At 56.7% G+C, this 15,249-nt stretch carries 17 protein-coding genes; 5 read left to right on the forward strand and 12 right to left on the reverse strand.

All coding sequences use genetic code 11. The annotated features are described in order from the left end of the window. Positions 1-123: 123 nt before the first annotated feature. The 7 genes from EPD60_RS01125 to thrS all read right to left on the reverse strand — a co-directional run bounded on the left by EPD60_RS01125 (position 124) and on the right by thrS (position 4,885). Complete coding sequence (locus EPD60_RS01125) at positions 124-318, reverse strand: hypothetical protein (protein WP_131445986.1); 195 nt, start codon at positions 316-318, stop codon at positions 124-126. A 126-nt stretch (positions 319-444) separates the two neighbouring features. After that, positions 445-789 carry a 50S ribosomal protein L20 gene (gene rplT / locus EPD60_RS01130; RefSeq protein WP_131445988.1) on the reverse strand — a complete coding sequence of 115 codons (345 nt, stop codon included), beginning with the start codon at positions 787-789 and terminating at the stop codon, positions 445-447. A gap of 52 nt (positions 790-841) precedes the next feature. After that, on the reverse strand, positions 842-1,039 hold the full coding sequence (gene rpmI / locus EPD60_RS01135) for a 50S ribosomal protein L35 (RefSeq protein WP_131445992.1): 198 nt from the start codon (positions 1,037-1,039) through the stop codon (positions 842-844). Positions 1,040-1,209: 170 nt separating this feature from the next. After that, complete coding sequence (locus EPD60_RS01140; RefSeq protein WP_131445994.1) at positions 1,210-1,683, reverse strand: VanZ family protein; 474 nt, start codon at positions 1,681-1,683, stop codon at positions 1,210-1,212. Then, on the reverse strand, positions 1,680-2,027 hold the full coding sequence (locus tag EPD60_RS01145; protein ID WP_131445996.1) for an MmcQ/YjbR family DNA-binding protein: 348 nt from the start codon (positions 2,025-2,027) through the stop codon (positions 1,680-1,682). Before EPD60_RS01145 ends, EPD60_RS01140 begins: the two co-directional genes overlap by 4 nt. 117 nt (positions 2,028-2,144) lie before the next feature. Beyond that, positions 2,145-2,849 carry a translation initiation factor IF-3 gene (gene infC / locus EPD60_RS01150; RefSeq protein WP_131445998.1) on the reverse strand — a complete coding sequence of 235 codons (705 nt, stop codon included), beginning with the start codon at positions 2,847-2,849 and terminating at the stop codon, positions 2,145-2,147. Positions 2,850-2,941: 92 nt separating this feature from the next. After that, positions 2,942-4,885 (reverse strand): threonine--tRNA ligase, encoded by a 1,944-nt coding sequence (thrS, locus tag EPD60_RS01155; protein ID WP_131446000.1) that lies wholly within the window; start codon positions 4,883-4,885, stop codon positions 2,942-2,944. 77 nt (positions 4,886-4,962) lie between these two features. Here thrS and EPD60_RS01160 point away from each other — a divergent pair, with 77 nt between their 5' ends. Next, entirely contained in the window at positions 4,963-6,207 is a 1,245-nt protein-coding gene (locus tag EPD60_RS01160) for a hypothetical protein (protein ID WP_131446002.1), read from the forward strand. Between the two features lie 52 nt (positions 6,208-6,259). Beyond that, on the forward strand, positions 6,260-7,063 hold the full coding sequence (locus tag EPD60_RS01165; RefSeq protein WP_131446004.1) for a hypothetical protein: 804 nt from the start codon (positions 6,260-6,262) through the stop codon (positions 7,061-7,063). A gap of 129 nt (positions 7,064-7,192) precedes the next feature. On the opposite strand, the gene EPD60_RS01170 is transcribed toward EPD60_RS01165, so the two are convergent. The 3 genes from EPD60_RS01170 to EPD60_RS01180 all read right to left on the reverse strand — a co-directional run bounded on the left by EPD60_RS01170 (position 7,193) and on the right by EPD60_RS01180 (position 10,761). Further along, positions 7,193-9,544, reverse strand: coding sequence for a TonB-dependent receptor (locus EPD60_RS01170; protein WP_131446006.1), 2,352 nt, complete (start codon positions 9,542-9,544; stop codon positions 7,193-7,195). A 3-nt stretch (positions 9,545-9,547) separates the two neighbouring features. Continuing rightward, entirely contained in the window at positions 9,548-10,171 is a 624-nt protein-coding gene (locus tag EPD60_RS01175) for a DUF3347 domain-containing protein (protein ID WP_131446008.1), read from the reverse strand. A gap of 134 nt (positions 10,172-10,305) precedes the next feature. Further along, positions 10,306-10,761 carry a hypothetical protein gene (locus EPD60_RS01180; RefSeq protein ID WP_131446010.1) on the reverse strand — a complete coding sequence of 152 codons (456 nt, stop codon included), beginning with the start codon at positions 10,759-10,761 and terminating at the stop codon, positions 10,306-10,308. Between the two features lie 185 nt (positions 10,762-10,946). Here EPD60_RS01180 and EPD60_RS01185 point away from each other — a divergent pair, with 185 nt between their 5' ends. The 3 genes from EPD60_RS01185 to EPD60_RS01195 all read left to right on the forward strand — a co-directional run bounded on the left by EPD60_RS01185 (position 10,947) and on the right by EPD60_RS01195 (position 13,863). After that, a complete protein-coding gene (locus EPD60_RS01185; RefSeq protein WP_131446012.1) occupies positions 10,947-12,935 on the forward strand; it encodes an ABC-F family ATP-binding cassette domain-containing protein in 1,989 nt (662 codons plus the stop codon). Positions 12,936-13,103: 168 nt separating this feature from the next. Continuing rightward, complete coding sequence (locus EPD60_RS01190) at positions 13,104-13,433, forward strand: hypothetical protein (protein ID WP_131446014.1); 330 nt, start codon at positions 13,104-13,106, stop codon at positions 13,431-13,433. A 7-nt stretch (positions 13,434-13,440) separates the two neighbouring features. Next, on the forward strand, positions 13,441-13,863 hold the full coding sequence (locus tag EPD60_RS01195) for an SH3 domain-containing protein (RefSeq protein WP_131446016.1): 423 nt from the start codon (positions 13,441-13,443) through the stop codon (positions 13,861-13,863). Between the two features lie 42 nt (positions 13,864-13,905). On the opposite strand, the gene EPD60_RS01200 is transcribed toward EPD60_RS01195, so the two are convergent. Then, on the reverse strand, positions 13,906-14,133 hold the full coding sequence (locus tag EPD60_RS01200; RefSeq protein WP_131446018.1) for a hypothetical protein: 228 nt from the start codon (positions 14,131-14,133) through the stop codon (positions 13,906-13,908). Between the two features lie 10 nt (positions 14,134-14,143). Continuing rightward, positions 14,144-15,235, reverse strand: a complete 1,092-nt coding sequence (locus EPD60_RS01205; RefSeq protein ID WP_243647736.1) for a formimidoylglutamase — start codon at positions 15,233-15,235, stop codon at positions 14,144-14,146. Between the last annotated feature and the right edge of the window lie 14 nt (positions 15,236-15,249).

The raw sequence follows: 15,249 nt of genomic DNA on the forward strand, positions 1-15,249 counted from the left end.
GGTTGTCTTGTAACAGAAAAATTTTCGTAAAGGTAGGGTTTACACAAAAACAAAGCCGCCCCGCTCCCGTCGCGTTGCGACCGGAAGTAATGGGGCGGCTTTGGCGGTACTTTCTGCGTGGCCTCAGGCGAGCTCAGACGCGGCCTGGCTGCCTTGCTTGGTTACTTTCTGCCACTGCTCCTTAGCCCTGTCGGAAGCGTTGGCGAGCGCATCGCCGGAACGCTTCAGGGCGGAAGCTACGGGCTCCTTATCGCGGAAATAATAGATGAGGCCGGCTACTGCGGCACCGGTCAACAGGATGGTCAGTGTCGTTTTCATAAATTGTTTTAACAGTATCCTATCCACTTTCGTACCAACCCCGGCTGCACTGGATTGGGGTGCCGCCTCTGTGGAAAATAAAAAGCCGCCCGGGGAGGGCGGCTTTTTAAAAAAGGCAGTATCGGCTTACTTCACCTGGGCCACGATCGCCTTGAAGCTCTCGGGGTTGTTCATGGCGAGGTCGGCCAGCACCTTACGGTCGAGGGTGATGCCCTTGGTCGACAGCAGGTTGATGAATTGCGAGTAGGTCAGGCCTTCTTCGCGAACGGCGGCGTTGATACGGGCGATCCAGAGGCGACGGTATTCGCGCTTCTTGAGTTTACGGCCTACGTAGGCGTAGGTCATACCTTTTTCAACAACGTTCTTGGCTACGGTGTAAACGTTTTTACGCTTACCATAGAAGCCTTTGGCTTGCTTGAGGATTCTTTTACGGCGTGCGCGGGAGGCAACGGCATTTACGGAACGAGGCATGGGAAATCAGTTTGAATGTTTTTGAATGAGTTTCTTACTGCTGCGCTGAGCATTACTTCAGGCGCAGGAGGCGCATTACGAAATCCATGTGGGATTTGGCAACAACACCGTCTTTCCGCAGGTGGCGCTTCCGCTTGGTGGATTTTTTGGTCAGGATGTGACGCTTGAAGGACTTCTGGTGCGTGATCTTTCCGGTGCCCGTTACCTTGAAACGCTTCTTGGCACTGGAGTTCGTCTTTACTTTAGGCATTTTACAATGCGATTTGAGATTCTGCCCTTGAGGCGGCTCCGCACGGGCGGGGCACTTATGGAGCCTCTTTAAGCAATTTGGAGCGCAAAGGTAAGGGAAAATGGGGTAATGTGCTCATGTGCTGAAGGGTAATGTGCTAAGGAGTTGAAAAAGCTCCGGTGTGCTCAGCCTTACGCCCTATTTCCCGAAGCGGTTCTTTGCAGCACATATCGCAGCAGCAGGAAGCCCATCGCCGCCCCCGCGGTATTCAGCAGCAGGTCGTCCACATCGCAGTCGCCGGCGGTGCTGAACAACTGGAAGGCTTCTATGGCACCGCTGAGGAGCAGCGCCGCCCCCACCACTGCGGATAGCCGCCGGTAGCGCGCCCAGCAAAGCGGCAGCAAAATACCCAGGGGCATAAAGCCCACCAGGTTGCCGCCGATATTCCAGGCGCCGGTGAGGTAATTTTCACGAAAGGAGAGGTAATACAGCAGGGTGCTTCCCGGCAGGAGGTTCACCTTGCCACCGCCAGCGCCGAGCGCCTCCCAGGAAAGCCGGGGCCGCTGCAGCTCGAGCAGCGACAGGTCTTTCCAGAGAAAGACCCAAAGGAGTGCCAGCAGGTAAACCACCAGCGCCACCCGGAAGACCGCCGGCCGGGGTGTCATAGAAGACCGAGCTCCGTCTTTTGCTTTTTGGTCAGCTTAGCGCCCACGAGGCGGTAGCTTTCCCGCGCGAGGTCGAGCTTTTGCGAGGTTTTCCAGTTGCATTCCGGCGTCACCAGCACCCATTTGGCGCGGGCCAGGTAAGGCGCCGGCTCAATCCCCGGCACCTGGGTCAGTTCCTCGAAGCGCTCGTCGGGTACCTTGCAGGAAAAGCTGTGCGGGCCTTCGATGGACGTTACGCAAAACATTTTGCCGCCGATTGTATAGGCAAGGTCGTGCTCCCACTTGATTTCTTCCTGTGCGCCTTTAAGCACAAGACAGGCATTTCTCAATACTTCGAGTTCCATATCGCGATAAAATTAGGACAACCGGCGAACTAGCAATTTAGAAGAATGAAGTCAGTACGAATAGAAAAAGGGAAGCCAGTTGACTTCCCTTTCTATCATGGATCTGTTATCCCTGGATTATTGCTGTTCTGCGGGTGCTTCGGGCTGACTGCCTTCCGCCTGGCCACCTTCCGGCTTCGGCGGGCGAGGCTCGCGCGGCTCACGCGGCTCCTTAGGTCCTTTGCCCTCCCCTTTCGGCTTTTTGCTTGTCTTGGGCGAAATGATCGCCAGCATGCGCTTGCCTTCCAGCTTCGGCATGCTTTCGAGCTGGCCTACTTCGGCAAGGCGCTCGGCAAACTTGAGCAGGAGGAGCTCCCCGCGATCCTTAAACTGGATAGCGCGGCCCTTGAACTGAACGTAAGCTTTCACCTTGTTGCCTTCCTTGAGGAAGCTTTCGGCGTGCTTGCTTTTGAAGTCGAAGTCGTGGTCGTCGGTGTTGGGCGTAAACCGGATCTCTTTCATCTCCGTGGTTTTCGCCTTGGCCTTCATTTCCTTTTCCTTCTTCTTCTTGTCGTAGAGGAACTTATTGTAGTCGATGATGCGGCACACCGGGGGATCGGCCTGCGGGGAGATCTCCACCAGGTCGAGCGCCTGGTCCTGCGCCATCTTGAGGGCTTCCTGGGTGGTGTAAACACCGATGGTCACGTTGTCGCCCACGAGGCGCACCTGCGGTACGCGGATGTGGTGGTTGATTCTGTGTTCTGCTTCCTTGCGCGGAATGAAACGGCCTCTGAAGCCGCCACCCGGGCGGAATCCGCCGCCGCTCTTACTTGGTAATGCCATAATGCTTCCCCCGCCTTTTGCCGTCGACAGCCGGTGCCGTCGGGGATGTTTGTTTTTATTTTGTTTTACGCTGTCGAACCTGGTTATACTACTTATTCGCCGCGGCGCTCCTTGATTTCGGGAACAATCGCCCCGAGGAATTCCGCAATGGCCTGCGACCCGAGGTCACCCTTGCCCTGGCGGCGGATCGATACCTTGCCTTCGTTCATTTCCTTTTCGCCCACAACCAGCATATACGGAACCTTCAGCAGCTCGGTATCGCGGATCTTCTTGCCGATCTTCTCGTTGCGGTCGTCGATCTCTACACGAATATCCGCTTTTTTCAGTTGCGCGCGCACTTCTTTGGCATAATCGAGGAACTTGTCGGAAATGGGCAGGATCTTCACCTGCACCGGTGCCAGCCAGGTCGGCAGCTTGCCGGCGTAGTGTTCGAGCAGGAAGCCGATAAAGCGCTCGTGGGTGCCCAGGGGGGCGCGGTGGATGATCAGCGGCGTTTCTACCGTATTCTCCTCAGTGGTATAATGGAGCTTGAAGGAACGCCCCTGCGAGAAGTCGAGCTGGTTGGTGGCAAGTGTAAACTCACGGCCGATCACGCTCCAGATCTGCACGTCGATCTTGGGTCCGTAGAAGGCGGCCTCATCCTGGACTTCCACGAAGGGAATGCCGGACTCGATCAGCACCTCGCGCACCATGGTTTCCGTTTCCTTCCACAGCTCGGGCTCGTTCACATACTTGATGCCGAGCTTTTCGGGCGAGTGGAGCGACAGGCGCATCTGGTACTTGTCCACGCCGAAGATCTTGAAGTATTTCAGGTAGATCTCGTTCACGGCGCGGAACTCGTCGGCAAACTGCTCCTTGGTGCAATAGATGTGGGCGTCGTTCATGTGGAGGCAGCGCACGCGCATCAACCCGAAGAGCTCGCCGCTCTGCTCGTAGCGGTATACAGTGCCGTATTCGGCTATTCGGTACGGAAGGTCGCGGTAGCTTTTGGGCAGCGCATCGAAGATCTTGTGGTGGTGCGGGCAGTTCATCGACCGCAGGTAGTACTTCTCCCCTTCCATCTCCATCGGCGGGTACATACTGTCGGCATAGTACGGCAGGTGCCCCGAGGTGAGGTACATGTTTTCCTTGGCGATGTGCGGGGTGACAACGCGCTTGTAGCCGCCATCCTCCTCGGTTTCCTTGGCCAGCTTTTCGAGTTCCTCGATGATCACGGTGCCGTTGGGCAGCCACATGATGAGGCCCGGACCGACGTCATCGTCCATGGTGTAGATCGAAAGCTCTTTGCCCAGCTTGCGGTGGTCGCGCTTTTTGGCTTCCTCCAGCAGGGCCAGGTATTCGTCGAGCTGCTCCTTCTTGGGGAAGGTGACGCCGTAGACGCGCGTCAGCATCTTATTTTTCTCGGAACCTTTCCAATAGGCCCCGGCGATATTCGTAAGCTTGATCGCTTTGATAAAACCGGTATTCGGAATATGAGGACCACGGCACAGGTCGGTAAAGCCGCCCTGGGTATAAAAGGTGATCTCACCGTCGGGCAGGTTTTCCAGCAGGTCGAGCTTGTATTCGTCGCCCTTGTCGGTAAAATATTGAATGGCTTCGGCCTTCGCGATCGGCTTGCGCACGTAGGGATTGGACTGCTTCGCCAGCTCGCCCATTTTCTTTTCGATTGCCGCCAGGTCTTCCTCCGTCATCTTGCGGTCGCCGAGGTCGATGTCGTAATAAAAGCCGTTGTCGACCGGGGGGCCTACCCAGAACTTGACGCCCGGGAACTGCGCCTCGATTGCCTCGGCCATGAGGTGGGCAGAAGAGTGCCAGAAGGTATTCTTGCCACCTGCGTCGTCGAAGGTGAGCAGCTTGAAGGATGCGTCACCGTCGATCGGGCGGCTGAGGTCCCATACCTCGCCGTTCACTTCGGCGGCCAGCACCTTGCGCGCGAGCCCTTCCGAAATCGACTTGGCGATATCCATGCCCGTAGTGCCTTTCGGGTATTGCCGGACGGATCCGTCCGGGAGCGTAATGTTGATCTGATCGTTCATAAAGGTGGGCAAAATTAACAAACTCTTGCTTCCTTCGCGCGGCCGGCGGCAGAACAAATGGGTATAAATTCGCTTTAATGAAACCGTTTGGCGTTATTGCTTGTTTGTTCTGTGTGGTGTCGACAGCCTCGGGCGTATCGGCCCAGGGTGCCAAAACCAGCCTTCAGCCGCGTAAAACAGCGCCGGCGGCGGGTCGTAGCCTTCCGGCAAAGCAAGGCGTCTCCGGCAAAAATACACAAGGCGCGATCGCAGCCAACGCCGGCGGCCCCTCGAAAACCGTCACCGGTATCTGGCGCGGCTACTTCGTCACCGAAGCCGGTGAGCAGTACAAGCTTGAGTTCCAGGTAGCCCAGAACGGCAAGATGACCCAGGGAGTTTCCTACTCTTTTCTCGACACCCGCTTTTATGGCAAGTCGAGCATGAGCGGCACCTTCTTCGCCGCCGATAACAAGTTCCGGATCGAGGAACTGCGCACCGTTGAAGTACGCAACCTCGGTGGCGGCGGCACCTGCCTGATGAATTACAACCTTACTTTTTCGCAGTCGGGCAAGGAGCTTTTCCTGGAAGGCACCTATCTCGGCAAGCGGGAAGACCGCGCCAATCCGAAGAACAATGGTACCTGGGGCGACTGTGGCTCCGGCCGGGTGTACCTGCGCCGCGTGGAAACCACCGAGTTCCCGGTGGAGGCTTTCCTGAAAAAGAAGCCGGTGCCGCGTGCCGACACGGTGGCACGGGTGAAGCCCCCGGTAAAGCAGGCGCCGCCTGTTGTAAAGCGCACAACGCCGGCAACACCTCCGCGCAAGCCGGCTACGACCCCGCCCGTGGCGAAAGCCAGCCCGAAGACCGACCCGCCGGCCACAGGCGTTACCCGTAATAATACGGTACAGCGTGACCCTGCCGCCGACGTGGTACACAAGGCCGACCTGAAGCCCATGGTGATCCCGGTACAGACCCGCAACCGCCAGAACAATACGGCACGCATCCTCGACGTGCACCACGAGGAGATACTCGTGAAGCTGTACGACAACGGCGAAATTGACGACGACACGATTTCGGTGTACCTCGATAATAAGCTGATACTTGCCTCGAAGCGGCTGAGCGCCTCGCCGATCGAGCTGCGGGTGAAGCTCGACGAGGATCACCCGGAGCATACGCTGGTGATGGTGGCCGAGAACATGGGCCGCATCCCGCCGAATACCTCGCTGATGATCGTGTGGGACGGCGAAACGCGCCACGAGGTGCAGATCACATCTACCGAACAGAAGAATGCGATGGTGCGTTTCCGCCTGCAAAAGGGCAGTGAAACCGCGGCCACGCAATAACCGCTCATCGAAAAAGCCGGCGCTGCTTTCATCCGTCCGTTAATTTCCCATTGTGAAAAGACTCCTCCTGATCCTGTTTTGTGTGGCCCGGCTTGTGTGCGGAGCACAGGGGCCGAACCTGAACGGCGTCTGGAAAGGAACGCTGACGCAAAACACCGGCGGCTGTTTCCCGAAATATTATATCGAACTGCAGATTAACACCGGCCACGGCGATACCCTTCTGGGTGCCTCCTATCATTACTCCGATATCACCAACTACGTCAAGAAGAAATTCCTCGGCACCTGGTATGCGAGCACCCAGAAGCTGTACCTCCGCGAAGGAGCCGTCCAAACCTTCCGCATCCCGCCCGATTGCATACCCTGCATCAAGAATTACACCCTCTCCTACTACCGCACCGGTAACCTGGAGATCCTCCAGGGCGAATGGGCCGGCAAGGTTATGAATACCGATGCCAACTGCCAGCCGGGTGAGCTCAAGCTGACCCGTGTGAGCGAGTCGGCCTTCAAGGAGATTCCCGAACTCGAAGTAGACACGGGCATGGTGCGCCTCGACTTTTACGACAATGCCGAAGTAGATGGCGACAGCATCACGGTGCGCGTGAACGGGAAGACCATCCTTTCGAACAAGAAACTGAACACCACGCCCATCACGACTTACGTGCACATCGATTTGAAGGAAAACTTCCAGGAAATCGAAATGGTAGCCGAGAACCTGGGGCGTATTCCGCCCAACACGGCGCTCCTGATCGTTACCCAGGGCAAACAGCGGTTTAAATTATTCCTGACGTCCACCGAGCAGAAAAGCGCCAAGGTGCGGTTCATTTATGACCCGGATATCGGGAAGCGGGCGCAGTGAGGTGGTCAAAGGTCAATGGTGAATGGTCAAAGGCTTAGGCCTGATCATAATAAAGAACGTCCCGCCAAAAGCGGGACGTTCTTTATTACTGCGCTTTGCGATTCACCATTGACCGCTGACCATTCACCATCAGAACTTGAAATTCCACGTTACTGCCGGGATGATCGGGAACAGCGACACCTGCTTCGCCTGCACTTTCAGCGTGCCGTTGTACGGACTTCCCTCCTGGTCGAAATAGAGGAAATAAGGATTGAGACGGCTGTAAACATTATAAACGCTGAATACCCAGCTGGAGCTGAAACGGTGGGGACGCTTTGGTATCGGGGTATAGGTTGCCGAAAGGTCCATGCGGTGATAGGGCTTCAGGCGATGCTGGTTCACCTTGCTGTATTCCTGCGTCAGCACGCCGCTCACCACGTAAAAACGCTCCGGGAGCGTGGTGGCATTGCCGGTGCCGTAAACGAACACCCCGCCCAGCTTCCACTTGCGGTTCAGCTCATAGGTGCCTACAATCGACAGGTCGTGCCGGCGGTCGTATTTAGCCGGGTATTTCTCGCCGCCGTTGATCTCCGGAAACTGCCGCCAGGTCCACGAAAGCGTATAGCCCACCCAGCCGGTAAACCGGCCCCGCACCTTGTTGACGAAAAACTCGGCCCCGTAGCTCCAGCCGCGGCCAAACACAAAATGATCTTCCTGGTCGCCGACGTTGGGCTGGTAGCCCTCTTCAAACTCGATCTGGTTGCGCATGTCCTTGTAATACACTTCCACCGAGGTTTCGTACTGGTTGTCTTTGAAATTGCGGAAATAACCCGCAGCATACTGCCAGCTGATTTGTGGCTTCACCTTGAAGGTACTCGGCACCCATTGATCGGTCGGCAGCGTCGTGCCGGCATTGCTTACCAGGTGAATGTATTGCAGGTTGCGCGTAACGGAGGCCTTGATCGACGAAACCGAATCGAGCTGGTAGCGCAGGGTAGCGCGTGGCTCGAAACCGCTATAACTCTGAACAAGGCGGTTGCGGCCGTAAAACGTACTATCCAGCTTGTTCTGGTCGGCGTCTCGGATAAATTTCTTGTAGGGACCGAGCTGGCCGAACTGGCCCCAGCGGATACCGTAGTTGACCTTGAGCCGGTCGCTCAGCTCCCAGTCGTCCTGCACATAGAGCGCGTTTTCGATCGCGTATTTGACCTCTGCGTTGGCAGGTGAGAAAACCGTTGAATCCTGGCGCCCGGAAATCTGGTTGGGGATGAACTTGTGATAGGTGCTCTGCGCGCCGAATTTGAGGCGGTGCCGCGGCACCGGGAAGTAGTCAAAGTCGACCTTCAGGTTGCCGTCGCGGATGCCCGATGCAAGCCCGATCTCGAAGTCGTTCTGGTTGGCCTTGAACTCGAACTGGTAATCGTTATACACCAATGTCGTGTTGGCAAACAGGCGTGGTCCGAACACGTGGTTCCAGCGGAGCGTGGCGGTGGCATTGCCCCAGGGAATGTGGGCGTTAAACGAGCGTTTTTTGTTAACGAAGTTGAAGTTGTCGCGCCCGAAATAGCCACTCAGGTAGAGGCGGTCTTTTTCCGAAAAACGGTAGTTGACCTTTGCATTCAGGTCGTAGAAATAGTAGCCCGATCCGGCGCCGTTGGCATCCTTCGAAATAAAGGGCTTCAGCAGCACATCGATATAGGTGCGCCGGCCCGAAACCATGAAGGAAGCCTTGTTCTTTACGATCGGGCCCTGCAGTGAAAGGCGGGAAGCGATCAGCCCGACACCGCCTTCGCCGGTGAACTTCTGGTTGTTGCCGTCCTTCATGGCGACGTCGAGCACCGAGGAAAGACGGCCGCCGTATTGGGCGGGCATGCCGCCTTTGGTGAGTGACGCGTTCTTGATGGCGTCGGAGTTGAAGATCGAAAAGAAGCCGAACAGGTGGCCCGTGTTGTATACCACGGCGTCGTCGAGCAGGATCAGGTTCTGGTCGGGGCCGCCGCCACGCACGTAAAAGCCGGCATTGCCCTCCCCTGCGTTGCGCACGCCGGGCAGCAGCTGGATGGTTTTGAGGATGTCCACTTCACCAAGAAAGGCGGGGATGCTTTTCATCTGCGCAATCGAAAGGTCGATCTTGCCCATCTGCGTGTTGCGCACATTGGCGTCGCGGCGGCGGCTGTAAACAACGACTTCGCTCATGGCCGCCGACTTTGCCTGCAGGTTGAAGTTTTGCTGCCGGCTGGCCCTCAGGTGAACGGTATAGGCGCCGGTGAAATAAGCCACATGCGACACGGCGAGTGTATAATTGCCTTCTTCAAGCGAGATGGAGTAGTACCCGTACTGGTTGCTGGTAACGCTGCGGCCGGTAGCGGGCACCGACACGGTTGCACCGATGATGGTTTCACCCGAAGCGCTGTCGCGCACGTAACCGCTGATGGTGTATTTCGTTTGGGCCGCGGCACCCAGGGCAAGGCCCAATGCCAACAGCATCGCCAGTAAGCGCATAGGTTACTTGTTGGCGGCGAACCGGAGGCTGTCTTTCGGACCGCCGCATTCGAGCATGCCGCTGTGATATTTGGGATGGTGGAGGCCCAGGTAGGGATTGCGTACGGCGCTGGAGGTGCTGAGCCAAACCGCGGCTTCCTCGTCGTTGAAGGCCATCGGGCACTCCTGCAGGTAAATGGACGAACCGTCGTAGCGGATGGTGCGCAGCAGGTCGTACAGGTTCTGTGACAACGAATTGAAGGAGTGGCGGCTCTCGGTGAGGTTGGGCGCATTGCGGATGCCGTCGAGGTCGTTTTTAAAGTTGTCCTTCATGCTCACCACGGTCTCATAAATCGCCGGATCCTTTTTGAGCTCCTCGAACGAAAGGGCGCCAAGGCTCGCCTGCAGCTTATCCACCTCTGGCTTCAGGCCGGCGCTGTCCCAGTTCACATAGCGTTCCTTCAGTCCGTCATAATCGGTGAGGGCGTGGTGCACCTGCTCGTTGAACGCCGCGCTGTACTTGCTTTGAACTATGGGCTTTTGCTTCTCCGGCTCGGGTGCCGCAGGCTCTTCCTTCTTGTAAAAGACAGCGAAATACACCCCGATGGCGGCAATGAAAAGGGCCAGGAGCCAAAGCTTTCTACGCATGTGCTGAGGATTGTGCCGCAAAGATAATGCGGTAGTGTGCTAGTTTGGCAGTATGCTGGTGTGCTAGTTTGGTAGTGATAGCGCTTTTGTGGATGCTTTGAACGCGCACACTAGCACACCAACCCATTAGCACACTAAGCCCGGGTAATTTCAATAAAGCCAAGTGACATGCTTCTTTGCTGTCCCTGTTTGACGTGGCGCAGCTTGTGGCCTTCCCAGGTGTCGGTGCTTTCGTCGGTGGTCGTTTTGCAGCCTTTGATGCGGGGCAGGAAGTACTCGTTGTACATTTTCTCGATCTTCTCCCAGGGGCCGCCGATATAGATCCGCTTGATGCCCTTGTTGACCTGCACCGGCTGACCGTTCTTGAGCTCGTTTTTCATGTCGTACTGCACCCGCACCTGGGCATAGCCATCGGCGTCCCTGGCCTGCATAAAGGCGGGTTGGTTGTCGACGGTAAGCTTTAAATCGAGGGCTTTTTCGGCATCCGCGATATAGGAGGCCGCGGCGGCCGGATCGCCGCCGAGCAGCTTGTCGCACTGTGCAAAGGAAGCTGCCGGGAAAAGCAGCGCAAGAACCAGGAGTTGTTTCATATGCGGTTTTTGGAGGGCCCAAGTTAAGGAAAGGTTTTGAGGGGTTCAGAAGGTTTTAAGAGCTTTTATAGTTTGACGTCACCTGAAAGCTTAGGCCAGGGCCTGAAACCGCTAAAACCTGTAAAACCGCTAAAACCTCGGAACCCTCCCACGGCTTTGTTATCTTTGCGTCCTTATTTTTTTCTATGCTCGCAGGTTTCCAGAACGTAACATTTGAATTCGGCGCCCGGACCATCGTAAAAGATGCCACCTGGCATATCCACCCGCAGGAACGCATCGGCCTCGTCGGCTACAACGGCACGGGCAAATCGACGCTGCTGAAAGTGCTGGTGGGCGAATACACGCCCTCCAATGGTACGGTGGAACGCGGGCGTAATACTTCGATCGGTTACCTCCACCAGGACCTGCTTTCTTTTGAAACGACCGAATCCATTCTGCAGGTTGCCATGCATGCCTTCGACCGGGCGGTGGCCATCGGCAAGCAGCTGGAGGACATCACCAAAAAACTGGAGACCGACGAGTCGGAAGCGCTTCTGCACGAATACAGCGAAAAGCTCCACGAGTTCGAGGAGGCCGGCGGCTATGAAATGGAATACAAAACCGGCGAAGTGCTCCAGGGCCTCGGCTTTTCCAACGCCGACCTGCAGCGGCCTTACCATGAATTCTCCGGTGGCTGGCGGATGCGGGTGCTCCTCGCCCGTATGATCCTGCAGCAGCCCGACCTGCTGCTGCTCGACGAACCGACCAACCACCTTGACCTTCCCTCTATCGAATGGCTGGAAAAGTACCTTCAGCATTACAAAGGAGCGGTGGTGATGGTGAGCCACGACCGTCATTTTCTCAACAAGATGGTGAAGAAGATCGTGGAGCTGTACCAGCGCGAGCTGCACTTCTACACCGGCAACTACGAATATTACGAAACCGAGAAGGTGCAGCGTATTGAGCTGCAGCAGCGGGCTTACGAAAACCAGCAGGATTATATCCGCCAGAACGAGCGCCTCGTGGAGCGCTTCCGCGCCAAGGCTTCGAAGGCGGCCATGGCCCAGAGCATCATCAAGAAGCTCGATAAGCTGGAGCGCATCGAAGACGTCGGTATCGAGCGCCCCGACCTGCGTATCAACTTTGCCATCGACAAGGTTCCGGGTAAAGTGCTCGTGGAGCTGAAAAATGTCACGAAGAAATTCCCGCAGCTGACGATCGTCGATGGCGCTTCCGCCGAGATCGAGCGCGGCGACAAGATCGCCCTGATCGGTGCCAACGGCAAGGGCAAGTCGACCCTGCTGCGCATCATTGCCGGCACCGAGCCGATCGAAGGCGAGCGCAAATGGGGCCACAACGTGGATGAAGCCTTCTATGCGCAGCACCAGCTCGAGGCCCTCAACATCAACAACACGCTGCTCGACGAGCTCAAGGATGCCGGCTCGCAGAAGACGGAGCAGGAGCTCCGCAACCTGCTCGGCTGCTTCCTGTTCGGCGGCGACGACGCTGATAAAAAGATCCGTGTGCTGAGCGGTGGCGAGAAAGCCCGCGTGGCCCTGGCCAAGACCATCATTTCAAAGGCCAACTTCCTGCTCCTCGACGAACCGACCAACCACCTCGATATCCATTCCAACGAGCTGCTGATCGAAGCCCTCAACCGCTATGGCGGCACCTTTGTACTGGTGAGCCACGACCGCTATTTTATCTCGAAGACCGCCAACAAGATCTGGGAGATCGTGGACCACAAGATCCGCGAATTCAAAGGCACCTACGATGAGTGGGTGGAATGGAAGGAGCGGCGCGCGGCCGAAGAGCGCGAACAGCAGCGGGCGGAAAAAGAGCAGGCATCGGAGGTGTCACCCAAGACCGGGAAGCGCGAGGAGCCAAAAAAGGAAGTGCCCAAGGCACCCGAGCCGCAGCCCGTCAACAACAAAAAGCCGATCAATAAAGAGTTGCAGAAAGAACTCCAGAAGTTCCAGCGGCAGTTTGGCCTGGTAGAGCACAAGCTGGCCGAGTGCAACGAGAAGAAGACGAACCTTGAAGCCGCACTCGCCACCCCGGATACTTACGCCAACCCCGAGCTCTTCAAAAAAACCGAAATGGATTACCAAAGGGTGCAGCAGGAAATCGGCAGCCTCAACAGCCAATATGAAGAGCTGTTCGAGAAGATCCTCCAGCTGGAAGCACAACTGTGAGGTGTTTGATGTCTGATGGCTGATGTCTGATGTCGCGGGCGCACTCAGAAAAAGAATCGCTTTGCGATTCTTTTTCTTTTTCTAGCATCTAACATCTGACATCAGCCATCTCCGGTGGCTTGGTATGGCGATTGCATCAATCCCTTCTTCAAAATCAACCGATCATTTATGAAGAAGTACCTGCTCTGCCTTCCGCTGGCGGCGGCGATGGCGCTGACGCTACCTGCCTGCAAGGACAAGAAAAAGACCGAGAATACCGAAACCACCACAACCCAGACGGCGCCCCCGCCGGCGGCTCCGGTGGAGATCTCCGCCGACCAGGAGTTGCAGCAAAAGTTGCCGGAAGTCATGAAGGATTTTCCCGGCGCTACCGCAACGGTGGCAAATGGTGAAATCACAGTGACGGGCACCCTGGCACGGGAACGCTGGATGAAACTTCGTCCGGCGCTGGATGCGCTTCATCCTAAAAAAGTCAACAACCAATTAACCCTTAAATAAACAGGTCATGGCAGCATTGCAAAACAAATATGCGCAGCTCGTGCAGGCCGCGCAGCAGGCCGGCGTGCAAAACCTCCAGGTGCGCGAGCAGGAAAACGTCTTGTATATTGATGGCCAGGCGCCCAGCGGCGCGGTGAAAGACCAGCTCTGGAATATCTATAACCAGATCGACCCCGACTTCCGCGCCGGCGACCTGGTGCTTAACGTGGATGTAAGCGCATCGGCTGCGGGCGGCCGGGCAAAGGTCACCACGCAGGAGTCGAACCTCAACATCCGCAAGGGCCCCGGCACCGACCAGCCGATCGTGGGAAAAGCCGCGCATAACGACTATGTAACGCTGATCAGCAAGGCTTCCGACCAGTGGTGGCTCGTGCGCACCAGCGATGGCAAGGAAGGCTATGCATACGCGCAGTACCTATCCGCAGAATAAACTTCTTGTCGATAAAAAAAGCCCCGCGAGGGGCTTTTTCCATTAAATCGGGTCTTCTTCGTCCGGCGACCGCCAGCTGCGGTAGCGCGTGAAATGGGTATAGAAAATACTGCTGAAAACGATAATGCTGATGAGACGCACAAATCGTCGGAACTGCGGCATTGTTTGCCAGTCGGAGAGCATAGAGGCGAGCATGACGATCACCGCCACTAAGGCCACCAACATCATGAACAGGTGGTAACCGCGCTTTTGATAGTATCTGCTTTTCATCGGTTCGTTCTTAGTTGGCGTCGCGGCCGGCGTGCATTTTAATGAAATCGGTTACCAGGAAGGACATCAACTTGCCGGTAGACTCATCGGTGCGGCCGTTGGCGAGACGGACGGCGCCCTCACAAAGGTGCAGGTAGGCGCATTTGGCGTTGGCGGCGCAGAGGTTCACATACTGGCGGGCATGGAGCGGCAGCAGTCCCGAAGGGGTCGCCGCGCTGCACAGTGCGTCTTGTACCACGTCCAGGTCGAGCTCGATGCCGGTGTAGGTATCGTCGGTAAACGAAATGGCATGCGCTACCGCCTGGTGGAAGCTGCGCTTGCCGTGGATGAAAATGTCTTCGTAGCTAATAACGTCGAAGAAGGGATTGTTGACGATGTCGACCCAAACATTCTGCTGCAGGTAGTTTTCCTGGAGGCCAACCACCACGTATTTCTGCAGGAAGCCGTCGTCTTCGGCATAGCGGAAGCCGTTGCCGCTGTGGCGCCCTTCGGCGGGCCGGTAGTCGGTATGCGCGTCGAGGTTGATGGCATTGATCTGCGGCAGCGCTATCTGCAGGTCCTGGTGCAGGCCCTTGGCGGCACCCTTGATGATGGGATAAGCATTGTTATGGCCGCCGCCGATGACCACCGGGATCTTGCCCGCGCTCACGATGGCCTTGACCAGTTTCTCCACCTCTTCATCGATCGTATTGACCGCGTGGCGGAAGGCCTCGATCCGCTCGTCTTCGTTCTGCGCGTTGCGCTCGATGAGGTACTGGATATCGCCGAAGTCGAAATGACCCGCCACGCACACGTCGTCGCCGGTGAGGAAGTCGTTGCTCTGCACGTTGAGGAAGGACTGCAGGAAGGAAATCCAGCCGGTGGAGGCTCCTCCCACCCCGCCGTTGGCCTGCACGCCGATGTCTTCGGGAATGCCCACCACTACGTAGCGCGCGTCGAGGCGCTGGAAGGCCTCGGCCGTGTAGTCATCGTGAAGTACGTGCACCTGCTCGCCGAGCTTCGTTTCAAAGCGGCGGATCCTGGTAAGCGAGAGAATATCGTCTTTCTTATAAAACTTGAAATGGGGTACCTGCATATTGGTCTGCGTCTTTGCGGGGTTCAAAGTTGCGGAAGTAT

The sequence above is a fragment of the Flaviaestuariibacter flavus genome, assembly GCF_004337505.1.
GTDB classification, from domain to species: Bacteria; Bacteroidota; Bacteroidia; order Chitinophagales; family Chitinophagaceae; genus Flavisolibacter; species Flavisolibacter flavus.